Below are 24068 nucleotides of genomic sequence, written 5' to 3' on the forward strand. Positions count from 1 at the left end.
GCGGATCAACTTGCGCGAAAATGCGTAACTTTGGGCGCGAAGGGGAAGCAGGAGAAGCTTTGACGCACGTTTTGCGCGTGACCTGCCTGCTGCGTATCGACACGCGATGAAGCGCGCGGCGCGAGGCAATGTCGATCATGCGCGAAGCCATCAACGGTGCGCCGAGACTCGCATCGCGGTTGTAAGCGCGCGGCAATCCATCGCATCGCGCGCGCTTGTTGATGATCGCGCGCGAAGGAAGAAATGATGCGCACGATTGCGCGGCGCGCGGTTCGGCGCAGCGCGGTGAAGTCGCGCGATGAAGCGAATCGCGCGAGTTTGGCAAAACTGGGGTTGCACATTTTGCAAGCCCCCCGTACAAATGAATGCATGTGGCAGCAGCGCCTGCAACGCTATTGCGTTTTGGGTGCTGCGAAACAAGAAGTTTTAGATTCGAAGGTGAGCTTCAGCCACACGAGAACCGCTAGGAAGGTTTTCAACGAACTCACCAGCACCCTTAGTTAGGAGGACGTAAGAGTGGCCAAGAAGAAAGCTGCCAAGAAAGGTGCCAAGAAGAAGGCCGCCAAGAAGAAGACCGCCAAGAAGAAGTAGGTGGTCCGCGATCGAGATCCTTGAGATCCCGATTGTGTGAAGCTTAAAGCAACAACGGTGACGAGCCGCCCGCCTGCACAAGGCGGGCGGCTCTATTTTTGCGCCGTGCCGGTCCCCTTGGGCCAAACTCTCTTGTCATCGCTGCTCGATTGACGATCGAGACGTCAAATCTAGAGCCAATTTCCGGCCTTTTCGCCAATATTCGGCCCGCAGCGTGCCGATCTCCTGCCGCAAAACGCTCGGTCGTTCCGTCTATACTTCCAGGACGAACGCGACACAAAATAGGATGACGCGGCGGTGGCATCAGATGCACAACTCGCGACATTGGCGCGCGCCGGAGATGTTGCAGCGTTCGGCGAATTGGCCGGCCGCTACGAACGGACGCTGCTGGCCCTAGCGTTGGCCAAGCTGCACGACATTCACGCCGCCGAAGACGTCGTCCAATCGACATTGTTGCGGGCGTTTCGGCAGTTGCATGGATTGCGCGACGTGGACCGATTCGGGCCGTGGCTCTACGCGATCGCGTATTCACAGACAACCGATGCCCTCAGGTCGCGCCGTATTCCCGTTAGTCTGTCGCCGGCATGTGACCAGATTGCCGGAGAGGACGGCGATGAGCTACGGCTTTGGATCGAACACGAGCACCTGCTGAATTTGGTCGCGCGCTTGCCCGATTCCGAACGCACGCTCTTGGGGCAGCGTTATTTCGATGGGCGCACCATGGCCGAAATCTCAGCCGCCAGCGGTCGGCCCATCGGTACGGTTACTAAGCAGATTTCGCGGGCGGTTGCCCGCCTCCGCGAGTGGTTTGAGAAAGGGGATCTATCATGAATCTGGAAATCTCTCTCGAAAGCCGGTTGGAATCTTTAGGCACCCAATTGCGTGCGAGGCCGCGTCAGACGGAACGCGTGCTCGAAGAAATCCGGGCGTCGGGCATGATTTCTGTGATTGAGAGAACTCCCCTGCGGTCACGACGCCCGTCGAGGCTATTCATGACGGTCGCGACAGGCGTGGCATGCCTTTGTGTGGCGGGGCTGATTGTGGTGTTGATGGCACCTTCGTCGGCCGTGGGCTGGGCTGACGTCGCTGCTACCTGGCAGGCGCAGCCGTGGGTGCGAGGCCAGGTCGTTTTTCCGGGCGACAACGAGGGCGAAATGTGGATTTCACCCCACCGGCAGATCTGGGCATTCAACCTGAACGGCACCCTCTACTTCTATGACGGCGAACAGCGAACAAAATACGAATATCACCGCTCCGATCGGCAAATCACGAAGCTGCCGCTGGGAAGCGATGATGTTCAAAAAGCTCTTCCACTCGGCGCGTTGTCCGACAATAAGCCTACGATCGGCCCGTGGCTCTTTGGAACCGAGAAAATCGTTGCGCAAGAGCGGCGCGAGGTCGTCGACGCTGGTCGGACGTGGATCGACTTTCGGCTCACCCTGTGGCGAGGAGCGCGAAACCACGCTGTTCTTCGGGTCGATCCGCAGACCCGGCTGCCGGTCTACCTAACCGCTGCATCGAGTGAGGAGTCGAAAAACGCCTATAAATGGGAATTCAGTTATCCCACAGAAGGCCCGACTGATATTTACGCTCTGGGCGCGCCACGCGATCTACCGGTCGTCGATTGCATGCCCGCTACGGATGCGCAGCAGGTGCTCGATAGGATGGCTGCCACGCGGTCCCGCATTGGTGATTTCCGCTTAATTATCGGACGACCGGCAGGTCTGGTCATCGGAGGTGCGAACGACGATTGCTTGCCAACAACCATCGTAAGTCGCAAAGGGAGCCGCTGGCGCGTCGAGCAGCGAGAGATCACGTCGCAGGTTGAGCCAGCCACTGCGCGCCCCGCAGATGGCGATTGGGCAAAATGGCTGTCGGAGGAAGCCCAACGTCACTCATTCGTTCCGCAAATAATCTGTGATGGTACAGCGGTTTGGGAAAACAGCGAGCGGCGTGCAGGGCATGTCGGACAGTGGCAGCGCAGCGGTACCACCGGGCCACAGGACTTGCTATCGGGTGAGGACCGCCTCGGGAATCTTCCCTCGGCGCCGGACGTAAAGATTGCCTCGCTCGTTTATCCCGACCTAACTCCCAAACGCGGCTGGCAATTCGCATTCGACGCCGCGCCGGCTGATGCGCCTGGCTATGTGCTCATCAAGCGTTCAGCGCGGCTGGCGATGGCTGAACCGATGGTCGGCCACGAGTGGTATTACATCGATCCAGCCAAAGGGTGCGCTGTGGTGCGAATCGAATTGTTTAATCTTCCGCCGCGAGCTGCAGTGCATCCGACCGCGGCCGACACGCGCAATACAATCCGCTTCGAAGGCTTCGCGTCGTCGCCGCAGGGCTTTTGGTATCCAACTGTCGTATCTACGGAGAGTATCTCTCCGAAGCCGCAAGGGGTTCAAGAATATCGGAAGACGGTGCGTTATGCCTTTGATTTTGCCCCCACGCTGCCCGACGACTTGTTCGTCGTCGGTAGTCACCCTTGAGAGCAGAGGCAGATCGACACGAATGACCAACGCTCATCAGCTGAACACGAGGAGCGGAATTGAATTGTTCGCTCGCCTTCAATACTTCCCGGTCTCGGCCGCCCGCAGGCTGGCACGCATCATGATCTTTGTTGCCTCCAGGAAGGCCACGAAGCGCTCGTCCTTCGTCAGGCCGTGGTGGTAGCGGTAGTAAATCTGTTGCGCGATTACGGCCGTCTTGAACATGGCATAGACGTAGTAGAAGACCATGCCCGATATGTCACGACCCGTCTTTTCGGCATATCGCGCGGCCAACTCGGCCCGGGTCATGCTTCCCGGTACAGTCGTCGGCGCCCAGCGGATCAACTGCATCTCGCCTGGATCGTCGGCGTTGATCCAATAGCACAGCGCTGTCCCCAAATCCGAAAGCGGGTCGCCGAGCGTACACATTTCCCAATCGAGCACGCCGATAATCTTGGTGACGTCATCGGCCGCCACGATCGTGTTGTCGTACTTGTAATCGTTGTGGATCAGCGTGGCGTCAGAATGCGTGGGCATGTGCTCGGCCATCCAGCGGCTGACCGGTTCGACTTCGGGAATATCGTGCGTCTGCGAGCCATAGTAGCGCTTCACCCAACCTTCGACCTGCCGCTGCATGTAACCCGTGGGCTTGCCAAGATCGGCCAGGCCGATTTTTTCGTAATCCAGACCATGCAGCGTGGCGAGGGTATCGACGAACGACTCGCTGAGCCGGCGGGCGACATCGGGCGTGAAATCGAGCCCGGCCGGGGGCTCGCGGCGAATGATCACGCCGCGGATGCGATTCATCAGGTAGAAGGGGGCGCCCAACACCGTGTCATCATCGCAATACAACACCGTTTGCGGTGCCTGAGGGAAACCCGTGTGCAATTTCGACAGCACACGGTATTCGCGCCCCATGTCGTGCGCGCTTTTCACCTTGCTGCCGAACGGCGGGCGCCGGAGCACCATGTCCAGATCGCCCAACCGGACTGAGTAGGTAAGGTTCGAGTGGCCGGCCGGGAATTGCTCGACGATCAATTCGCCTTGGGCCGTCGGCAATTGTTCACGCAAATAAGCATCGAGCTTGGCGAGGTCGAGTTCCTCGCCCGAGCGAACCGTGCGCGTTTTATCGAGAATGTCAGTCACGTGGGGACTCCGGGCACGTGGGAAAGTGAGTGACGGGTGACTAGTAGTTCCCGTCACCCTGCCCTCTCCCGGAGGGAGAGGGGTTCAGACTTTGAATTGCCAATCGCGCTACGAGATCTTCACGCCGTAACGACTGAGGACGCGTTTGGCGACGACCATTTTGTGTACTTCGTCGGCGCCGTCGTAGATACGGGCGCCACGTTCGTTGCGCAGGAACGTCGCCAGGGGCGTATCGCTGGTGATACCCAGGGCGCCATGCACCTGGATCGCGCGATCGATCACCTTCAGCAGCACGTCGGCAGCGAAAAACTTGATGCAGGAGATCTCTTCGCGCGCCTCGGCTATGCCCTGGTTGTCGATTTTCCAAGCGGCTTGCAGGACCATCAGGCGGGCGGCATTAATCTCGGCACGACTGTCGGCGATCCATTGCTGAACGATCTGCTGCGTGCCGAGCGGCTTGCCGGGGGCAAGTTCACGGCTGGCGGCGCGCTTGCACATCAAATCGAACGAGCGCTCGCAGATGCCGATCCAGCGCATGCAGTGGTGGATACGGCCCGGGCCAAGACGCTCTTGTGCGATGGCGAAGCCTTCCCCCTCTTTGCCGAGCACGTTCGTCTGCGGGACGCGACAGTTTTCGTAAACGACCTCGGCGTGGCTGTCATAGTCGTCGCCGGCGTGCCCCATCAGCTCGATATTGCGAATGAACTTGAAACCGGGCGTGTTGACCGGCACGATGATCTGGCTGGCCCGCTTGTGCGGCGGCGCCTCGGGATTTGTAACGGCCATTACGATGGCAAAGGCCGACCCGTCATACGATGACGTGAACCACTTGCGGCCGTTGATGACGTAATCGCTTCCCTGTTTCACGGCCAGGGTATCCATCCACACGGGGTTCGAACCGGGGCGCTCCGGCTCGGTCATCGAAAAGCAACTGCGAATCTCGCCTTCCAAGAGTGGCTTCAGCCAGGTCTTTTTCTGCTCGTCGGTGCCGAACTGCAACAGGATTTCCATGTTGCCGGCATCGGGGGCCTGGCAGTTGAACGAATAATGCCCCATCGTGCTGCCGCCGAGAGCTTCGCTGACCATGCCGTGTTCGAGAAGCGACAGTCCCATGCCGCCATGCTCTTTGGGGATTTGCGGACACCACAGGCCGAGCTTGCGCACCTTGGCGCGTTTCTCGCGCAATTGCGGCACCATCGCTTTGAATCCGCGCTCGCGAGCCTCAGGCTCGAGCGGATAGAGCTCCTTCTCAACGAACTCGCGCACCTGCGCGAGGATCTCTTGCATCCTGGGCGAAATAGAGAAGTCCATCCGAATCTCCCCTCGAAATGTTGTGGACGCGAGTTGATGCGTGCGCGATGCTCGTCGGCCTTGCGGCCCCGTATGCGAATTGCGGTTGTATGCGCCGTCGCCTGGCGACGATTCCCACAATCGTCGCATTTCCAGCGCCGCTGTAAAGCGGCGGGCCCGTCTCGTGGCCACGCCGGGCGCGTGCGGTCGGATAAGCCGTCGACCGTTTATCGGGTCGGCCGTCTATCGGTACGTCAGGTGTTCCGGGGCGTCCAGGTGCGGAAAGGCGTTATATCGGCTGAGCGTAAATCGCTCGCCGGAAAAGATAAATTCGCTGAACGAGGCGTTACGCACCATCCAAGCCATCTGCAAGGTCGTGCGATGCGTGAGCCCCAGGGCTCGCTGCATACATACCCCTACCGGCCCGCCTGACGTGAAAGCCGCGACCTGCCGGCCGGCGCCGGGCCGGGCCGAGATCTCATCCAACGCCCGATGCACGCGTTGGCAGAATGTGGCCCAGGATTCGACCCGTGGCAGGTCCAATTCGCCGTGGGCCCAACGGTCGATCACTACTTCGTAAAGCTTTTGAAACGCACGCAGCTTCTCGGCGCGGTCCGGCGCCCGTTCGACCGCCTCGTGCAGGCGACGGATGTTGTCGTGCTCCTGGATCAGGCTCGGCAGGGCCTGTTTCAGCACGGCTTCGGCCTCGTATTCGTCGAGACCAGGAAGCACCACCGGCTCGGGCCAGTCCAATCCGGCAGCCCGATATGCTTCACCGGCCAGACGGGCTGTCTCGATGTGGCGGCGGCAGGGGCCCGTGAAGACTTCGTCAAACAGGACGTGCCGCTCGGCCCAATACTCTCCGAGCAACCGCGACTGCGTTTCTCCAACAAGAGACAACTGATCGTAGTTCTCGGCAAAGAACGAGGCCTGGCCGTGCCGGATTGCAAAAAGGGTGCTCATCGCAGGAGTGCCCGAGGACGAAGCTCGACTGTCTACACAACAGCCGGGTAGCGGCAATTCAGAAACTCGACAGCCATCTAGATCGTGTGACCGCCATCGACCAGGTAGACTCCGCCGGTGCAGTATTCCGCGGCATCGCCGGCAAGGAACACGGCCATGGGCGCGATCTCATCGGGTTGGGCCATCCGCGCCAGCGGCAACTGCGAGGTGAATTTCTCCAAGTTGCTTTCGGTCTCCCACAGGGCCTTGCTGAACTTGGTCTGCACGAGGCCCGGGCAGATGACGTTGCAGCGTATCTTCACCGCGCCCCACTCTGCGGCCAAGACCTTGGTCAGGCTGATCAGCGCCGCCTTGCTGACGCTGTAGATGCCCAACATCGGCTCGGGGCTAATGCCGCCGATGCTGCTGATGTTGATAACCGATCCACCACCACGCTCGGCCATAATCGGGAAGGCGCGCTTGGCCAGTTCCAAGGGCCCTTTAACGTTGACGGCCATGATCTTGTCGAACACAGCTTCATCGGCCATCACGATGGGCCCGAAGACCGGGTTCGTCGCCGCGTTGTTGACGATGATGTCCACGCCGCCGAATCGGGCGACCGTCTTGTCGACCAGGGCATGAAGATCGGCCGTACTACCGGCATGCGCGGCGACGGCGTCGGCTTCGCCGCCGGCGGCTTGGATCGCCTTGGCCACGACGTCGACGCTCTCTTGCTTGCGGCTGCTGACCATCACCTTGGCGCCGAACTCGGCCAGGCCGCGGGCGATCGATTCACCAATTCCCTTGCTGGCCCCGGTGACGATGGCAACTTTACCTGTAAGATTGAAACGCGCTTTGATCGAATCGGGCATTGTGCCATCCCCCTCGGTGTGCGGCGCCACTGGCGGCGCTCGATTTCTTGGTCAGTGTGAGAGCAAGTTAACATCCGCCACGAACCGGGGCAAACGCGACAGGTCGCGGAACGCAAGGACGCTCGCCAGCGTCATCATCAGCGGAAGGTCGCGGATGACATGATCGAAATCCTTCTGCCCGAGGAGTTTCCTATGACCGACGAGCGTATCACGCCCCGTACCGTCGCCATCCTGATTTTTGACGATGTCGAGGTGCTGGACTTCTGCGGTCCGTTCGAAGTCTTTTCCGTCACCGGGGGCAGATCGGGACCGAAGGCATTCCAGGTTTACACGGTGGCCGAGAAGGCGGGAATCGTGACCGCGCGCAACGGGCTACGCGTGATGGCGGACTATGCGATCGGGACCGCGCCGGCGGCAGATCTGCTGGTGGTGACTGGCGGACAAGGGACGCGACGCGAGATGCACAACGCCACACTTCTGGAGTGGATCGCCGCGCGCGATGCGAACACGGAACTGACGCTCTCGGTGTGCACCGGCGCGCTGCTATTGGCCAAGGCGAAACTTTTAGACGGTTTGCGCGCGACGACGCATCATGGCGCCATCGATCTGTTACGCGAGACCGCGCCGCACACGCAGGTCGAGGCCGGCCTGCGCCTCGTCGATAACGGACGGATCATCACGAGCGCCGGGGTGGCCGCGGGCATCGACATGTCGTTGTATGTCGTAGGCCGGCTGCTGGGCCAGGCTGTCGCGGAAGAAACGGCCCGCTATATGGAATATCCCTGGCCGCGTCCGAATTGGCAGACGCTTGGCTGACGAGACGATGCAGACGCCGGAATTGCTGATTCCGCAGTTTTCGCGCCGACGTTATTTGCCGCGCGACGCTTCCTGCACTAGGGCGTGGCCGGCTTCTTGGCCGGTGTTGCCTTGGCCGGCGCCTTGGTGGCCGACTTCGTCTCGACCTTATCCGCGGCGGGCGTCGCGTCGGCCTTGGCCGGGACCGCAGCCGGTCGCTTGGACAATCGATCGTACAGTTTTTGCGCTTCGGCACGGTAGGCAAACGGAGCGTCGCTCTTCAAGGCCGCTTCGAGCAATGGCTTGGCCGCTTCACCGCGACTGCGGTCGTCGGCAAACATGGCGAAGAAGTAGGCCGCATCGGGGGAAAATTGATTGGCCGTGGCCACGGCGTTGAAGACGCGCTCGGCGTCTTCCATTCGTCCCATGCGGTAACAGATCCAGCCCAGGGTCGCGGCCGTTTCGGCATCGCGTTGTTGCCGGTAGGTGGCATCGGCGAGTGTGAAAGCCCGCTTCCGCTCCTCTTCGCCGATTTCGTTCAGAGTCAGCGCCAACTCGTTGGCTATGCTGCCGGCGCCGGGGCTCTCCAGATAGGAACGCTCAAGATATTTTTGTGCCTGTTGATACTCCTTGCCAAAGCGAGCCACGCGGCCGGCCAGGAACAACGCGTCTTGCGATTCGGGATCGATCGAGAGCGCTTCAGCGGCCTGCTTCTTGGCTTCCTCGAGACTGCCGGTGCGTAGCAACCATTGCACAGCGTCCAGGCGGGTCTTGAGCTTCTTCGGATCGGCGGCGACCGCTTGCTTCATCCATTTATCGGCGCTTGCGCGGTCCTTAGCCTTCTCGAACATCTGGGCCATTGTCATTTCGGGCGAGGGGATATCCTCGTCCATGCGGGCCGCGGCCTGTAACTCGGCATAGGCTTCTTTCTGCTTGTCCATCTCGAACAAGACCTGGCCCAAGCGATAATGCCCCGCGGCGGCGTCGGGGCTGGCCTTGAGCAGCTCGCCGAGCAGCTTGCGCGCGTCTTCCCAATGCTCTTGCTGCTGGGCAACCATCGCGGCGCCCAGATAGGCGCGCTTGATGAGGTCCTTTTTCTTTTCCGCGTCCCCTTTGAACGGCTTAGCCAGCGCGAGCGCCTTGTCGCTTAACAGACCGGCGTCGGTCCAGCGCCCTTCGCGCAGCGCTAACTCGGCCATCACGAGATACGTTTCTGGATCGTCCGGATAGTCGATCACAGCGCGTTCGAGCTGAGCACGGCCATCCCGTGGACGACTGAGCGCATAGTAAACCGTGGCCATCTGTACGCGCCCGTTGGGGAGATCCGAGTGCGCCTTGGCGGCCGCGTTGAAGGATTCGAGCGCGCCGTCGACGTCTTGCTTAGCCAGCTTTCGTTTGGCTTCTTCGATTTCGGGGTAGGTCTTCTTGTCCGGGGAAGAACCGTCTACGCGCAGTGGTTCCGCGGATGCCATGTCCGCACTGAATACCCAGGACAAGGATGCAAAGGCGAATATCGCCGTGGCTCTGACCAGCGTATGCCGCAACTTGACGGTCGCGGCGAAGCGCGGCGACGAACGATGCATGCCAGTTCTCCCCTTCGCGTCCCGATAAAGAATATGAATGAAGGGAAGAGCATTGAGGACATCCCCTTAGTCGCGCGGGATGACTGATGGCTCGCCCCAGAGTGCCTGCCCATCGACTTACTCAAGTCTATTCTAGCATGGCGCAGGCCCCCCGCCAGCACAGCGAGTCGCCCTTGGCGCCGCGCAACGATTGCCAAGGAAATACGAGCGCAAGCGATGCGATGGATCAATGCGCGAAGCGCAATTCAGCGCATTTTTGAAAGTTGATGCAGCGTCACAGCGTGGCGCCGCATCACACTGCATGACGGGCGCGCGAGCTAGGCAGCCTTGAGTTTGGCCAGCGCTTCTTCGGCGGCTTGCTTGGCTGCTGGATCTTTGTCCTTGGCCATCTTCTCGAGTGCCGGGATCGCCTCCTTAGCCTGAGGGCCAATGTCGCCAAGGCGCTTAGCCGCGGGAATGCGAATATCGTCGATGCCAAATCCGGCTTTCTGCTTCTTGGCTAATTGGCCAATCAGTTGCTTGATGTCTTCCGGCGTTGCCACCTGCGGCGGGGCGGCTTTGTACTTCGGCCCGCAACCGGTCACCAGCAGCATGGCGACGAGCAAGGTGGCAAAACCTGCGACACGAAAAACCTTGGCGTTGGAAATGGTCGACAGCATGGTGGTTCAGAAAACTCTCTAGGTTCGAAATGAGCCCTGTTCGACAGGGGCCCTTGGTGGGGAAAATCGCCTTGCCCGGCGAGTACGAGCGATTTAAGCAAAAACTCTCCGGCTGCGATCGCGCTTGATCGCAGCCGGAGATAAGAACTTCTTTAAATAACAGACAAGCAATGCGCGAAAGGGGTCATACGGAAATCACGCTGGAATCACGGAGGCGAAACAGGCTCGCCACCGGCCCGCGTCGACAGTGCCTGATAGATCCCGACCATCGGTGGTTTTCCGGTTGTCGGTACCGAGATCTGCGTATAGTTCGGGTAGGTTCCCGCAGTAAGAGCTTGAAGAGAGCCACCAAGACGCGGATCAGGATAGTATCCATAACCGCCGTTGGCACAGTCGATGCCGGTCTGGATATAGCGGACGCTGCCATCGGCCATCAGGAAGTTGGCGCCGCCGGTGTGCGACGAACGAAAACCGCTCATCATGTGCGAATTTCCTTGGCTCGAAGTCATAGCGCTAGAATTACAGGCATTTTTGCTCGGTGACAGCCCGGCGTAACCAGCAATTGTGAGATTTCCACCATCGGCTCGGCTCATTAGCACCGGATATTGATTAAGCGGCATCGTCGTCGTTCCCATCATGCTGCCGACATTGAAGGCCTGTCCGGCAATAGTCGAAAACGTGGTGGAATTCGGCTCGCCGGCGATCCACGCCCATTGCGGTTGGTTTGAAGTGTTGCCGGTGCCATCCTTATCGCTCAAGGGCGTGCGAACCGTGCTGATATGCCACTTCGAACCCTGAGCACCCTCGCCCATCATGAAGGTATTGCTCAAGCCATCGGTGATGGCCTGGGCCGTATTCATCATGTTGAAACTGAACATGCCGCGTTCCCAACCGGGCACACTGTTTCCTTCGACGCACCAGGCATCCGTGATACCCGAGCAGAGGATGTAATCGACGGCGCCAAAGAGACCGTTGAACGTGGTCATGCTGCCCGCGCTAGCCAACGGTCCCTGTGTACCAGTGGGAGATGGAACCGGAAAGGTGGCTGTTGTCGAGGTTGTACCGTAATCAAGAGCCGCGTTGTAAATCGGGTTGTCTTTGTCATCCGACGGACAGACAAAGGTATTAATCACCTGATTGGCAACGATCTGCGGCTGGTTGTACCACTGGTTAGTGTTGACATACATGGCCGAGGTCGCCCCCGCCTCGAAGTACGGAAGCAACATCGTGTAAGAGCTGGCCAAGAAGTTTCCGCCCGTATCCACCAGGCCACCGGGAACGAAGACCCCCATGGCGCTGAGATAGTTTTGATGGGCGAGCCCGAACTGTTTCATATTGTTCTGGCATTGGGCCTTCCGCGCGGCTTCGCGGGCGGCCTGTACAGCAGGCAACAGTAGGCCAATAAGGATGCCGATGATTGCAATCACTACCAGCAATTCGACCAGCGTAAAGCCGGTCCGGCGGCGCGAGGCGTGCATGTTGAAATCTCCCTTCCCGTGCCGAGGAGGCGTCCCCCCTCTTCGATGAAAATAAGAGCAGATGAATTCCCGAGCGGGATATCCACCGCTGAGCATACCGACGCCAAGTCAAGAATGCAAACTTAGTGTTAAAAATCTTTTGCGATTTTAACGACCAATGATGTTCACGGTATCGCGACGATGTGGCAATGGTCGTTTTTGCGCGGCGAGAGTCGATTGCTCATGCCAGGTTTGGGCGGGGTAGATGTCGCATAAGCGGACTTCTGTAGGCGAACCTTTGTGACCCCCACAAAGGTAGGGAGATCAATCGGAGCGGCACGTCGGTTGGAAACACCGCGTCCTTAAGGCCAGGTGATTTTGCGATTCCCAAAGACGTGTGAGGCAATCCCACTGCGCGGTCTCGCGGGACTAGCACCCCCGTCAAAGAAGTGAACGGCTTGCGCGACGGTACGGCCGCGATCCCGAAACTACGCGGGGCTACGTCGTAGTTAGCCGGACTGAAGGGATGTGGCTCTGAAGCGAAGCCCCGAGCTTGGTGCATCCCGCAACCTTGCGGCATCAAGGCGCATAAAAAAAGCTGGGGACGACCTTGCGAGTCGTCCCCAGCCCGAACCTCGTCTCTGGGTGAGTTCCGCGTGATCGGCTCATGCGAGCGGCACTACGGACGCCTCACCCAACTTGCTATCGACTTCCCCAACCGCACCAGGAAGAGGAAGCTTTTCTGACAACTCCCAAATCTGCTTACTTACGACGCTTCCAAGCCAAGGCAAGGCCCAGTGCGCCCAGACCGGCCAGCACGATCGTACCCGGCTCCGGGACTTGCGGCTGAATCGTCTGGGTCGAGAACTGGTAGAAGATACCCGGGTTGGAGGTGGGGTCGTTGCCTTGCAGGTTGTACGTACCGTTGCCGGTCGGACCGTTCGACACCTGGTCGCCGATCAAGCCGAGGTAGGTACCGGTACCTGGACCGCTGGGGACACCACCGCCGGCGTTCGAGTAAGTACCGGGCATCTGAATGTCACCGGTCGTGACAATCTGAGCCAAGGGGACCGTGAGGACGCCGTTAACGAACTGGCTCGCAAGGGTCGACTGGGTCAGCGCGTTCGAACCGTTCGGTCCGTAAAGGCCGGTGAACATCATGTATTGGCCGACCGTGGCATTCGTTCCGGTTGGGCTCTGGACGGCTTGGTTGGCAGTGTCACCTGCTTGTACACCGGTACCGGAGTTCCAGACGAAGGCGGTCGGACCGATCGCGCTGATCGGGCCGAGTTGCCAAGCGGAGGGCAGCGTGCCAGTGGTACCTGCGGCGCTGTTCACACCCGTCAGGGTGCCGGAACCACTACCGTACCACCAGCTGTCGGCATACAGCGAGCGCTGTCCGCCGAGCGCCAGATCAGTTTGTACAGCCGGCACCAAGTCCGGGCCGGCCTGATTGGCATAGGAGCCGTTAACGATCGATTGGGCAGCACTGACGTCAGCGATGTTGGTGAGGCCGCCTTGGTTGAAAGGTATCCCGGCGGAGGTGGTTAGGCCGTTGCCGGCGAAAGTAACGTCTTGAACGACGAGCACCGGATTGGTGCCGGCACCGACAAGGTCAGCTGCCTTGACCTGGACGCCGAAGGTGACGACCTGTTCACCGGCAGGAATGATGCTGTTGGTGGCATGGGTCGCCACACTCATCACGACAAGCTGAACGGCCTGGGCAGAAGAGACCATCGATAGGACGACGGCCGCTGCGACGAGGGATCGAAATTTCACTGTGTGCTCTCCTAGATGATGCGCAAGCTTAGAGAAAAGGCTCTTAGCGACTGACTAATAACAAAACGATACTTTGAAAGTGGTCTTCGCAATTTCTCTGAGCCGTGTCGGATGCACCCTAGTGGGCTTCTATCCAGTTGGCTGTCAGAGGGCGTTGACCGTTGCCCCGACTAGATGTCGTTCAAAGTTTCGCTTGCATTAGCACTTCGCTAGCTGGGCCGAATCTCTAACCTACGTCCCCTGGCGTCGCGATTGACGGCAGGTCTAGGTCACACACACGCTTCGATCAAAACTACTCGATTCATGAAGCTGCTTGGCGCACAAACAGCCCCATAAAAATAAAACTTTACACTAGTCTGCGACGGATTGCAAGCAATATTCCACCCAATCCGAGCAAAATCCAAGTTCCCGGCTCCGGGACCGAATTGGCGTTGCCGCCACCGGGCAAAGCGGGCGTGGTATGCAGCCAATTGCTGGAAACCAACGCCAAATCCTGGGCGTTCACGATACCGTCACCGTTTATGTCACCTGTGCCCAAGTGCGCCGAATTCGCCGTGAGCCAATTGCTGGAAACCAGGGCCAAGTCTTGAGCGTTCACGACGCCATCGAAATTGGCGTCGCCAGTGGCGATATTCGCTTGGGCCGTGAAGGTGGCCGTAAAGTGCAAGTCAATGAAGACGCCGGTTCCAATCGTCGACCCGTACAGGTGATTAGGATCCGTGGGGTCCGGACGAGAGGGATCGGGCGTCCCCTTCAGTCCGGCAAAATTAATGTCGCCGTTTGAAGTGCCGAACGACATCGTGGCCGAATAGGGGACCGCCATCAGGTAAGTCCCTCCCGGTCCACGCGTGTACTGCCCTACGGCTGACGCTCCCAAATCATTGCTGATCGAGAGAAGGCCGTTCGTGCCATTGTTCGCCAGTTGATTGACCAGGTCGAAAAAGGACGAAGGCGTGAATTGGGCGACGTTATTCGATCCATTATTCGCTTGAAAATTCGACGAAAAGGCCAACACGCCCGAGAAATGAATGTTGCTGGCATCAAACGACCCGGTGGTGGTCGGAGTTACCGTGACACCATTGCTCGACGCGTACCCGCCGGTACCGGTCAAGGCCGCCGTTCCGGCATCACCTTTTCCGGTAGGACCGAAACCAGCATCCAGGGGGCCACCACCAACAACCGGGGCGAGGACCGTTCCGTACATCGACTGCTGAGCGGCAGTGCCATTCGCGAAAATGTTCGGACCCGAAGCTCCGACGAACGTTAGGCCAAGTTGAGAGGGGGTCGCATTGTTGTAAATGCCAGGCGTACCGGTCCCTCCCGAATCGGGATAATAGTTGCCGCTGAATGCGAATTGGGTCGTTGGATTGAAGTTGTTGAAATTGGCAATGACCGGCTCGGCGCCGAAATTAAGCGAGTTCAGGAAGTTATTTCCTACCGTGGTGAAGCTACCTGATGCCGACGATTGGGCAGAGTTCGTATAGCCCGGGTAGGAGCCAAAATTCGGATCGACACCAAAGTGAAATTGGCCATTGGCGTCGGTATACCCTTGCACATTGGGATCGAACTGATTCTTGGCCTGGGGAACGCCATTATAGACTTGGATCCATTCCGGCTGGCCGTTGGGGTAATCGATTTCGCTCCCTAACGCGCCATCTGCCGAATTGAAAACCACATCCCCGATGGCGCCCGAGAAAACGACCGGGCTCTGCGAGGGTTGAAAAACCCAGTTAATGTCGGCCTTCGCGGAGGAGCTTAAGAACCAGGCCACAACGGCCACCGGCGCCAGGCCGTGCTTCCACGTGAGTCGATTAATCATCCTGGATAACCCTTGCCTATAAATGATTTCTCTGCCGGCCCCCTCTAGAGAGGAACCACCGCCAATCTCTAGATGCTAACCCGGCATTAAAAAGCTCGCAACATATTTTTTTGGAAAATCCCTTCTTTTCGGATTTGCCGTGACCATCCGTGAATTCACTCCGAAAGACTTGGATGCCACACTGCCCAGACGAGGGGATGGTCCTAAAAGAAACGGTCCCTCGCAACGCGATGGCTGCGAGGGACCGTGATCGTTTTCTTGCCGCACAGGACGGCGGCACTATTGCTGGTTCAAGTGCTCCTAGAGAGCCCTAGTCAGCCTTCTTGGCGTTGAAATCCAGAGTGCCGGTCTGACCGCTGAGGTCATAGTCGACCTGCCCCTTGATCTTATCGCCCGTGACTTTGCCCTTGAACTTGGCGACGAGGGCCGTACCTTCGAAGTCGACGTTGATCTTGAACGAGACTTCCTCTCCGTCGATCTTGCCGTCCTCGAGCTTGACTTCCTTGCCATCGGGGGTCTGAGCGACGCCCTTGATCTTGTCGCCGTCGACTTCGATTTTCACACTGGATTTCAGCGTCTGGCCGTCGTCGGTCGTGACATCAACATCCCATTTTCCGGCCAATTTGCCACTGTCGCCAGCGGGACGCTTGGCAATGACGTCGAGCGTACCGGTCTGACCGCCGAGGTCGTAATCGACCGTGCCCTTGGCACCGGCGTCAACGGGCTTCAGCTTGAACTTGGCAACCAGTTCGCTGCCCTGGAAATCGAGAGTGACCTTGAAGGCCAGCTCGCCGTCCTTGACCGCGGCCTCGTCGATCTTGGCTTCAGTACCGTCCACACCAACGAATTTACCGCCCAGCTTGTCGCCTTCCTTTTTCAGGGTCAGGGCTGCCTTCAGGGTCTGTCCGTCGTCGGTCTGGATGTCCAGGTCCCAAGTTCCTTCGTCGATCTTGCCACCGCCAGCTACGGCGCGACCCCCGGTGACGTCCAAATTGCCAGTTTGGCCACCCAAATCGTATTCGACGGTGCCCTTCAGATTCGAGCCTTCCTGCTTCAAGGCAAATTTGGCCACCAACTCGGTGCCCTGGAAGTCGAGAACGACCTTGAATGCCAGGTCATCTCCCTTGACCGAAATCTCATCGGCCTTGACTTCGGTGCCGTCCATGCCGACGAAAACCCCCTTCAGCTTGCCGTCGTCCTGGCTTAGCTTCAGCACCGATGCCAAAGTCTGCCCGTCGTCGGTCATGACCTTGAGGTTCCAATCGCCGACGGCCTTCGCCGCATCGTCAGCCTGGGCCAGGGAACTGCCCACGGCCAAAACAATCGCCCCGAATACCATCCCGCGGGCAAGATACCGCTTCATAAAACAGCCTCCACGAAGAGAAGAAGAGTAAAAGGACCGAAAAAAGCTCGGCAAGCGGCAGGCGTCATTGAGCCTGGCAATCGGCGCCGAACTAGCAATCTACTGGGAAACCCCCGGAAAAGTTTCAAGAATCTCTACAATAGCAACGTGAAGAAGCGTCCACAAACAGTTTTTGACGCCGTTAGGCCAAGAAAACGACGCGTTCTGGAAACGCGTTTTTCGATAGCTTTCTCAGCCTCGGGCAGAGAGCCTTGATGAACGAACCGCTGACGCTGGGAATCGACTTAGGGACCGGGGGCGTACGGGCCATGGTGGCGACGGCCGACGGTCGTATTGTCGCGCAGAACGCCGTCGCCAACGAGACGAAACTTTCGCGGGAAGAAGGGCGTCACGAGCAATTGCCCCACGATTGGTGGCAAAATGTCAGGGAATGCCTGGGCGGCGTCGTCGAAGAGCTAAAACGTTCCGGTTTTCGCACCAGCCAGGTGCAAGGGATGGCCGTGGACGGCACCTCGGGAACACTGGTCGCGCTCGACGCGAATGATCAGCCGGTTCGGCCGGCGATTATGTACAACGACCCGCGCCCATCAGGCGAAGCCCTGATCCTGAACGACCTGGCGCGATCTTGGTGCGAACGCGCGGGCTACCGATTCGAGCCCTCGTTCGCGCTGGCAAAAATCATGTGGATGGCACGAAATGAAGAACAGCATTTTGTGCGGGCCGCGCGCTTCGTGCACCAAGCCGATTACATCGTGGGCCAGTTGACCGGCGACTTCGGTGTGACCGATTACAGCAACGCACTGAAGACCGGCTACGACCTGATCGAGGAGAAATGGCCGGCGTGGATGACCGAACTGCCGGGCGTCACCGAACGGCTGCCGCGCGTTGTCGCACCAGGGGCGCCGGTGGGAACTGTGACTGAGCGGGCGGCCGAGGCGACTGGATTGCCGGTCGGATTGACGGTGCTGGCCGGCGCCACGGACGGCGTCGCGGCAGCGGTCGCCGCCGGTGTGCGCAAGACGGGAGATTACAACACGACACTCGGCACGACGCTCGTCTTCAAGGGAGTTACCGAACGGCTGATGCGAGACCCGCAGGGACTCATCTACTCGCACAAGTTGCCTGGCGGAAAATGGTTGCCCGGTGCAGCGAGCAATACGGGATCGTCATGGATCCGGGCGTGGTTTGGCGCGGCGCCGCCGGCGGAACTTGACCGTGCGGCGCGTGAGTTTCTACCGGGGCGACTTGTGGGTTATCCACTGGTAGGGCGCGGTGAACGCTTTCCCTTTCAGCACGCGGACGCCGAGCGGTTTATGCTGCCCGATCCCGTCGATGCGAACGAAGCATTCGCGGGGTTTCTGGTCGGTACGGCGATTGTGGAACGGCTGGCTTATGAAGTCCTCGACAGTGCTTGTGGAACTACCGGAGGTGCCGTCTACTCGACCGGCGGTGGCAGCAAGAGCGATGTCTGGATGCAATGCCGCGCGGACGTAACGCAACGAGTCCTGCATCGGCCGGCCGTCGCCGAGTCGGCTTTCGGTAGCACCATCTTGGCGGCGGCCGGAACCGTCTTTTCCTCGTTAGCGGAAGCGACAGCGGCTATGGCCAAAACGGCTCACTCGTTCGCGCCTGAGACGAAGAATGCGGCGCAATACGATGATCTATTTAGAAAGTTCCGCGCAGAGCTCGAGAGGCGCGGGTATCTGGCGGCGCCACCGTAGGCAATCGCATCGCTGGCGGGCTCTTGAAGCATAGTTTCATCATGAGTCGCTGGTCGAAACATCTTTCTTGAAGGGGAACCGACGGCAGATCCGCGCATGAAAAAAGCCTTCTCAAGGCCGAGGCACTTGAGAAGGCTGTATTTGAGAACGCTCTGCTTGAAAAGTTATGTCGGATATCGAACGAAACGGCCTTTAACTTCGCAAGCGACGCCGTTTCCAAAGAAGGGTGACGCTTCCCAGTCCGAGCAGCAACCAGGTGCTGGGCTCAGGCACAGATTGATTGATTGCCGAGGGTCCACCTATGTCCCCTGGAGTACCGCCGCCGGCAATAGGAGCCATTACTGAGGCGGGAACCGTCGGCGTAGTCTTCAGCCAGTTGCTGGAAACCAAGGCCAAGTCCTGAGCGTTCACGATACCGTCGCCATTGACGTCGCCGGTACCGAGCTTCGCCGCATTGGTCGTTAGCCAACCGCTAGAGACCAGGGCCAGATCCTGGGCGTTGACAACGCCATCGAAATTGGCGTCACCGGCGGCGATATTGGCGGTAGCAGTGAGGTTGTAGCTCAAATTGATGTTGTAATAGAGCGCACCGAATGACCCTGAGTCGTTAAAAGCGGGAAGTGGCACGTGCATCACGTAAGTGCCGCCGGCACCGCGGGTGATAATTCCCATGGGATTGGTGTTATCGCTTGGCGATGCGGTACCTACCTCATTCAGCGAAAATGCGCCCTGACCGCCAGTTGTATTTAGATTCAGGGCGAGGTTGATATTGAATTGACCGGTGATCGCCAGTGTTTGCGCGTTGAAGTTGCCACCGGCATCAACCGGCATCGGCGCTGCGGCATGCAAATTGGTGATTGGGTCCTTATCGCCTGTCCCATTACTGAAAGTACCGTAGCTCGTCGAGATGCTGACTTTGCCGCCGTCAGTATTGTTATTCGCATAACCTCCGGTCGGAACCAGATTGCCAGCAATGCTCTGCTGAATCGGAGTGCCGTAGTTGCTGGGTGGCGAGGTGAATTGGACGGGGTTGGGAAGCAAATCCCCGGAATTTTGAACTACTGTCTGAGCATTCGTAAGATTAATGCCGTTGGGGTCTGGTTCGGCGCCAAAATTCAGGCTCTGCAAAAAATTGTTGCCCACCGACGTCATAGTGCCGACGCTGTAGGTTGACAGGCTGTTGGTGAAGCCCGGAAAGAGCGTGATGTTGTTATCCGTCTGCGGCACCATGTTGTAGAGTTCGTCGATGTTGTTATTCGCATCGAAGCCGCCGATTTGACCTGTCAGGGTCACAGCCGAGCTATTTTGCAGAACCCAAGTGATGTCGGCGCGCGCCACATTGGCAACGAGCAAAGCGACTGCTAGCGACGCTGCGAATCCGCGCAGTGCACTCGAACGATGTTTCTTCATGTGATTTTGCGCCTTCCCAAAGGCCCCCCAGACTCCGACAGGTATGCAACCGGCACCATACCGGAAAAAAATCTCCCACCAGTCTTTACTACCAACCGAAACCAACGATGGCAAGGGATTTAGCGCTTTTTTTTGGATTTCCAAATTTAACGTTTGCGCTCAAACTTTTTGGATTTTCCGATCCCCCCGCAACACAACACGATAAAACGTGGCTGCATTCGATTTACCCGACATCGTTGGGGGGGTGCGAACTCAACAAAACCGGCTTGCAGATACTGACAATTACCTGGCCCCGGATCATCTCGATCCGCGCTCTGATGAGCTGGCAGCAATCGAGCGTAAACTAGTAGATGGTCTCTCCGACGGGTCGCGCGCGTCCCGCGGATTCAAATCGATTTCCAGACGCTCTTTCGCCCTGAAACGCGTTCCAAGGGCGATGTTTTGCTAGGCCATGTTGATGAAACCTCTTATCCGTACCACCTGCCTGGGCGTGTTCCTCATGGCGGGGGCGGTCTGTCACGCCCAGGACGCTGCAAAGTCTCTTGGGCGAATGGTCGACGAAGAGGTGCTTGGCGCTGGTATCACTAACGCCCGCGTCGTTCAGGCGATGCGCATCACGCCGCGGCAGGAATTCGTGCCGCTGGCCGAGCGCCCTAACGCATTCTTCGACATGGCGCTGCCGATCGGTTGCGGGCAGTCGATCTCGCCCCCCTTTGTCGTGGCGACCATGACCGAGCACCTCGATCCGCAGCCAACCGATACCGTCCTCGAAATCGGCACCGGCAGCGGATATCAGGCCGCGGTGCTCAGTTCGCTGGTGCGTGACGTTTACACGATCGAGATTCAGGAGCCGCTCGGAAAGCGCGCCGACGAAGTGTTCCGGCGGCTGGGGTACAAAAACGTCCATTGTCGCGTCGGTGACGGCTATCAAGGCTGGCCCGATGCCGCACCGTTCGACAAGATCATCGTCACCTGCTCGCCCGAAAAGGTTCCCCAGCCACTGGTAGATCAATTGCGCGAAGGGGGCCGGCTGATCGTGCCGGTCGGCGAACGATTTCAGCAGACGCTGTATCTGTTCCGCAAGGTCGATGGAAAACTAGTGGGACAGGCGCTCGAGCCGACGATGTTCGTTCCCATGACAGGCACGGCCGAGCGTAATCGGCTGATTAAGCCGGACAGCATTCACCCGACGCTCGTCGGCGGTGGCTTCGAAAAGGAATCGCCAGAGACTCATGTGCCCGAGGGTTGGTATTACCTGCGGCATGCGAAGTTAGAGTCCGATTCAACCGCGCCCGAAGGTAAGCAAGTAATTACATTCACCAACGACACGCCGGGGCGCAGCGCCCGGGCCTTGCAGGCGTTGGCGGTCGACGGCCGGGTCGTGTCCTCGCTGGAACTATCGTTGTGGGTGCGTGGGCGCGAGATTCAGCCGGGGCATGCCGAGTACGAGCGGCCCCGCCTAGTCATGGTGTTCTATGGCGAGGATCGCCGACCGGTCGGTCAGCCAGCTTCATTCGGCGATTGGATGGGAACGTTTCCCTGGCGCGAAGATAGCGACAGCATCGCCGTGCCACGTGACGCGCGCATGGCCATCATCTGGATCGGTCTGCATGGCGCGACGGGCGAGATTTCGTTCGACGTCATGGCAATGATCAGCCATGCCTTACCGAAAGCCCTGCAAGCGGGACGCACCGAGCCGCAATAATTGGGCCGGGCTACGTGGCGCTTTGCTCCTTTACGCCGGTCGAGTTACGGCCCGCAAGACCCGGCACGTGGCTGGCGACTTGTTGAGCACGTAAAAGTGAATTCCAGGCACGCCACTATCGAGTAAGGCCTGCGTCTGGGCGGTGGCGAAATCGACCCCCACTTCGAATTGATCGACCGCACTGTCCTCGTGTGCTTCGAGGTCAGCGACGAGACTCTCGGGGAGCCGGGCACCGCACATGCCCGTGATTCGTCGAATCTGAGCCAGGTTTGTCACGGGCAGGACGCCGGGGACGATCGGCACCGTGATCCCAACTCGCGCACAACGATCGCGAAACCGGAAGAAGTCATCGTTGTCGTAGAACAACTGTGTGATCACGATATCGGCGCCGGCGTCGACCTTCCGCTTCAGGTTGTGTAAGTCATCTTCCGGGCTGACGGCCTCTTGGTGCGTCTCGGGGTAACCGGCCACGGCGATCCCGAAATCCGGAAACTCGCCGCGAATCAGCGAGACGAGCTCGTTGGCGTAGCGTAAGCCGCCCGCGACGGGCCGGAATTCGGCTTCCCCCTTGGGAGGATCGCCGCGCAGAGCGACGATATTCGTAACGCCCCGGGCCGCGGCTTCTCGCAAGTATTCGCGCAAGGCGGATACCGGCGAACCGACGCAGGTGAGATGCGACGCAACTGGGCAATTAAATTCACGCCGCACCCGCTCGACAACCTCGAGGGTCTTCGCCTGCGTCGAGCCGAGCGCGCCGTAAGTACACGTGATATAGCTGGGCTCAAAGGCGACCAGGTCGGCCAGGTGCCGAAACAGTTCCTGCTCGCCGACAGGAGTCTTGGGCGGAAACAATTCAAACGAAAGGCCGAGCTTTCCCGGCCCGTATGCTTCGGCGACTCGCATGCGCAGTGAGTTCCTGGTCGAATGACGATTGGCTAGAGCAGCGGGCACGTAAGATCGCCGGTTGGCTTCCGGTTTCACGGCCGCGGCGGAGTCTATTCTAGTCGACTGAGCTTACAGGGATAGCGGTTCGCCTGCCAATTGCCGCTCGTGCCGGGTCAGTTCGTACATGTCGAACAGCAACTGGATATCGCACGGCCGCTGGCTGACATTGCGCCGCGTGAACATTCGTGCCTGGGTCGCGACCATCACGTCGACCGGGGCCTCGGTTACCTGGCCGAACAGCCGAGCATAATTGACAAAGCTCGGAACGTTGGTGGTTACGAACCCATACAGCATGCTGCACGCGCCGATGGTCTTGCCCGTAAAGATGCCGGTATTGATCGCGGTCTTGGCATAGTCGCCGACAATCGTGCCGATGAACTGCATGCCGGTCGCAACCCTTTGCCCCCAATACTCCATATTCACCTGTCCGTAGGTGTTTTTGAGGTCGCTATTGCAGGTACCGGCGCCGAGATTCACCCAACTGCCGAGATAGCTATGTCCGAGAAAGCCGTGATGCTGCTTGTTCGTGTAGGGTTCGATGACCGAACCTTCAATCTCGCCGCCAATTTTCGTAGTATGCCCGAGGGAAACGCCGTCCTTAATGGCGGCGTGCTCGATGATCCGGGCGCCGGCTCCCAAATGGGCCGGGCCGCTCAGGAAACAGTACGGTCCGACCGAGGCATTTTTTTCCAGCACGATCGGCCCCTTGCGGGTATCGGTAACGACGTGCTGTCCGAGGGTCGCCCCGTCCGCCGTGAAAACACCGTCGGCCAACTGCTGATAGTCGCCCTCGTGCAGACGCAATTGCAGGTTTCCGGCCAATGTCGTCAGATGATGCCGTACCACGTCGTGAGGATAGTCGAACAGCGGCAGGTCAGCCTCGGCCTTGGGCAGCACGCAGCGCTCAACGAGGTCGAGCAATTCCTGATGGGGTGAGTCGGCCTTTGGCAGCGCGTTACCGGCCGGTAACAGCGCCGCGGCGAGGGTCTTGCCGGTATCAACGCGAAACGGTTTGCCGGCGGCCCGCAGTGCTTCTAATTGCCGCCAGACCTCGGCCGAAGGGACCAGCCGGGCGTTAAGTAGCAGTGTCGGCTCGCCCGCCAAGCGCGTGCCGGCGGGCGCAGCATAGTCGGCCGCATGCACCGCCCGCAGATGAGGTCGCACGCGCACCTCGACGTGCGGATCCAAAGCCAGGGCGCGGTCGATCAGTCGAAAGCTACCGCATGAGATCGTGAACGCAGGCCGGCCGATGGAAATCGGGTAAAGCTGCGTCACCTGCTCGTCTTCGAAGAGGAGTATCGGCATGGATCTGGCTTTCCATTCTCCGGTCGCAAGCGTTCGGCGCGTGTCTTATGCGTTCACGGTTTCGCCACGCGAAGCCGCCAAAAATCCGTCTGTAAGTCTACCGCAGAAAATCGCCCGCCCAGAGGGCGAATCGCGCCCGTCCAAACCATATAGACGGAATGATACTGCCAAGCGGTCGCCGGTTATGTCTGCCC

Annotated in this window: 19 protein-coding genes; 6 read left to right on the top strand and 13 right to left on the bottom strand. The window is 59.2% G+C overall.

All coding sequences use genetic code 11. The features are described 5' to 3' along the window. The first annotated feature begins 243 nt into the window (after positions 1-243). The 3 genes from VGN12_15100 to VGN12_15110 all read left to right on the top strand — a co-directional run bounded on the left by VGN12_15100 (position 244) and on the right by VGN12_15110 (position 3083). Positions 244-504, top strand: coding sequence for a hypothetical protein (locus tag VGN12_15100; GenBank protein ID HEY4310776.1), 261 nt, complete (start codon positions 244-246; stop codon positions 502-504). A gap of 384 nt (positions 505-888) precedes the next feature. Next, a complete protein-coding gene (locus VGN12_15105) occupies positions 889-1422 on the top strand; it encodes an RNA polymerase sigma factor (protein ID HEY4310777.1) in 534 nt (177 codons plus the stop codon). Positions 1423-1583: 161 nt separating this feature from the next. After that, positions 1584-3083 (top strand): hypothetical protein, encoded by a 1500-nt coding sequence (locus VGN12_15110; GenBank protein ID HEY4310778.1) that lies wholly within the window; start codon positions 1584-1586, stop codon positions 3081-3083. A 78-nt stretch (positions 3084-3161) separates the two neighbouring features. Here VGN12_15110 and VGN12_15115 read toward each other — a convergent pair whose 3' ends face one another. From VGN12_15115 to VGN12_15130, 4 genes are all read right to left on the bottom strand, one after another. Beyond that, entirely contained in the window at positions 3162-4229 is a 1068-nt protein-coding gene (locus VGN12_15115) for a phosphotransferase family protein (protein HEY4310779.1), read from the bottom strand. Between the two features lie 108 nt (positions 4230-4337). Beyond that, positions 4338-5540 carry an acyl-CoA dehydrogenase family protein gene (locus VGN12_15120; GenBank protein HEY4310780.1) on the bottom strand — a complete coding sequence of 401 codons (1203 nt, stop codon included), beginning with the start codon at positions 5538-5540 and terminating at the stop codon, positions 4338-4340. A 222-nt stretch (positions 5541-5762) separates the two neighbouring features. Beyond that, a complete protein-coding gene (locus tag VGN12_15125; GenBank protein ID HEY4310781.1) occupies positions 5763-6482 on the bottom strand; it encodes a histidine phosphatase family protein in 720 nt (239 codons plus the stop codon). A 77-nt stretch (positions 6483-6559) separates the two neighbouring features. Continuing rightward, a complete protein-coding gene (locus VGN12_15130) occupies positions 6560-7333 on the bottom strand; it encodes a glucose 1-dehydrogenase (protein HEY4310782.1) in 774 nt (257 codons plus the stop codon). 159 nt (positions 7334-7492) lie between these two features. Between VGN12_15130 and VGN12_15135 the strand changes: the two genes are divergently transcribed. Then, entirely contained in the window at positions 7493-8149 is a 657-nt protein-coding gene (locus tag VGN12_15135) for a DJ-1/PfpI family protein (protein ID HEY4310783.1), read from the top strand. Between the two features lie 77 nt (positions 8150-8226). Here VGN12_15135 and VGN12_15140 read toward each other — a convergent pair whose 3' ends face one another. The 6 genes from VGN12_15140 to VGN12_15165 form a co-directional block, all read right to left on the bottom strand. Next, positions 8227-9711, bottom strand: coding sequence for a tetratricopeptide repeat protein (locus tag VGN12_15140; GenBank protein ID HEY4310784.1), 1485 nt, complete (start codon positions 9709-9711; stop codon positions 8227-8229). Positions 9712-10028: 317 nt separating this feature from the next. Then, on the bottom strand, positions 10029-10370 hold the full coding sequence (locus tag VGN12_15145) for a hypothetical protein (protein ID HEY4310785.1): 342 nt from the start codon (positions 10368-10370) through the stop codon (positions 10029-10031). Positions 10371-10576: 206 nt separating this feature from the next. After that, positions 10577-11848, bottom strand: a complete 1272-nt coding sequence (locus VGN12_15150; protein ID HEY4310786.1) for a DUF1559 domain-containing protein — start codon at positions 11846-11848, stop codon at positions 10577-10579. A gap of 741 nt (positions 11849-12589) precedes the next feature. Further along, a complete protein-coding gene (locus tag VGN12_15155; protein HEY4310787.1) occupies positions 12590-13606 on the bottom strand; it encodes a PEP-CTERM sorting domain-containing protein in 1017 nt (338 codons plus the stop codon). A gap of 346 nt (positions 13607-13952) precedes the next feature. Continuing rightward, on the bottom strand, positions 13953-15425 hold the full coding sequence (locus VGN12_15160) for a dockerin type I domain-containing protein (protein ID HEY4310788.1): 1473 nt from the start codon (positions 15423-15425) through the stop codon (positions 13953-13955). A gap of 310 nt (positions 15426-15735) precedes the next feature. Further along, positions 15736-16788: a hypothetical protein gene (locus VGN12_15165; GenBank protein HEY4310789.1), complete on the bottom strand. Its 1053-nt coding sequence runs from the start codon at positions 16786-16788 to the stop codon at positions 15736-15738. 254 nt (positions 16789-17042) lie between these two features. On the opposite strand from VGN12_15165, the gene VGN12_15170 reads away from it, so the two are divergent. Then, the gene (locus tag VGN12_15170; GenBank protein ID HEY4310790.1) at positions 17043-18509 is read left to right on the top strand and encodes an FGGY-family carbohydrate kinase; all 1467 of its coding nucleotides are present in this window, start codon (positions 17043-17045) and stop codon (positions 18507-18509) included. A gap of 192 nt (positions 18510-18701) precedes the next feature. Here the strand turns inward: VGN12_15170 and VGN12_15175 are convergent, their stop codons facing one another. Beyond that, on the bottom strand, positions 18702-20063 hold the full coding sequence (locus VGN12_15175) for a dockerin type I domain-containing protein (protein HEY4310791.1): 1362 nt from the start codon (positions 20061-20063) through the stop codon (positions 18702-18704). A gap of 313 nt (positions 20064-20376) precedes the next feature. On the opposite strand from VGN12_15175, the gene VGN12_15180 reads away from it, so the two are divergent. Next, positions 20377-21624: a protein-L-isoaspartate(D-aspartate) O-methyltransferase gene (locus VGN12_15180; GenBank protein HEY4310792.1), complete on the top strand. Its 1248-nt coding sequence runs from the start codon at positions 20377-20379 to the stop codon at positions 21622-21624. A 30-nt stretch (positions 21625-21654) separates the two neighbouring features. On the opposite strand, the gene metF is transcribed toward VGN12_15180, so the two are convergent. Then, the gene (metF, locus tag VGN12_15185; protein ID HEY4310793.1) at positions 21655-22527 is read right to left on the bottom strand and encodes a methylenetetrahydrofolate reductase [NAD(P)H]; all 873 of its coding nucleotides are present in this window, start codon (positions 22525-22527) and stop codon (positions 21655-21657) included. Between the two features lie 111 nt (positions 22528-22638). Further along, on the bottom strand, positions 22639-23874 hold the full coding sequence (locus tag VGN12_15190) for a putative sugar nucleotidyl transferase (GenBank protein HEY4310794.1): 1236 nt from the start codon (positions 23872-23874) through the stop codon (positions 22639-22641). Positions 23875-24068 lie beyond the last annotated feature (194 nt).

The organism is Pirellulales bacterium (assembly GCA_036499395.1).
In the GTDB taxonomy this organism is placed as follows: domain Bacteria; phylum Planctomycetota; class Planctomycetia; order Pirellulales; family JACPPG01; genus JACPPG01.

Bases quoted from the DNA above. Each gene is read 5' to 3' on its own strand.
- VGN12_15140 (HEY4310784.1), bottom strand. From the start codon at position 9,711: ATGCATCGTTCGTCGCCGCGCTTCGCCGCGACCGTCAAGTTGCGGCAT.
- VGN12_15165 (HEY4310789.1), bottom strand. From the start codon at position 16,788: ATGAAGCGGTATCTTGCCCGCGGGATGGTATTCGGGGCGATTGTTTTG.
- VGN12_15180 (HEY4310792.1), top strand. From the start codon at position 20,377: ATGAAACCTCTTATCCGTACCACCTGCCTGGGCGTGTTCCTCATGGCG.
- metF (HEY4310793.1), bottom strand. From the start codon at position 22,527: ATGCGAGTCGCCGAAGCATACGGGCCGGGAAAGCTCGGCCTTTCGTTT.
- VGN12_15135 (HEY4310783.1), top strand. From the start codon at position 7,493: ATGATCGAAATCCTTCTGCCCGAGGAGTTTCCTATGACCGACGAGCGT.
- VGN12_15110 (HEY4310778.1), top strand. From the start codon at position 1,584: ATGACGGTCGCGACAGGCGTGGCATGCCTTTGTGTGGCGGGGCTGATT.
- VGN12_15100 (HEY4310776.1), top strand. From the start codon at position 244: ATGATGCGCACGATTGCGCGGCGCGCGGTTCGGCGCAGCGCGGTGAAG.
- VGN12_15130 (HEY4310782.1), bottom strand. From the start codon at position 7,333: ATGCCCGATTCGATCAAAGCGCGTTTCAATCTTACAGGTAAAGTTGCC.
- VGN12_15190 (HEY4310794.1), bottom strand. From the start codon at position 23,874: ATGCCGATACTCCTCTTCGAAGACGAGCAGGTGACGCAGCTTTACCCG.
- VGN12_15120 (HEY4310780.1), bottom strand. From the start codon at position 5,540: ATGGACTTCTCTATTTCGCCCAGGATGCAAGAGATCCTCGCGCAGGTG.
- VGN12_15170 (HEY4310790.1), top strand. From the start codon at position 17,043: ATGAACGAACCGCTGACGCTGGGAATCGACTTAGGGACCGGGGGCGTA.
- VGN12_15160 (HEY4310788.1), bottom strand. From the start codon at position 15,425: ATGATTAATCGACTCACGTGGAAGCACGGCCTGGCGCCGGTGGCCGTT.
- VGN12_15125 (HEY4310781.1), bottom strand. From the start codon at position 6,482: ATGAGCACCCTTTTTGCAATCCGGCACGGCCAGGCCTCGTTCTTTGCC.
- VGN12_15150 (HEY4310786.1), bottom strand. From the start codon at position 11,848: ATGCACGCCTCGCGCCGCCGGACCGGCTTTACGCTGGTCGAATTGCTG.
- VGN12_15145 (HEY4310785.1), bottom strand. From the start codon at position 10,370: ATGCTGTCGACCATTTCCAACGCCAAGGTTTTTCGTGTCGCAGGTTTT.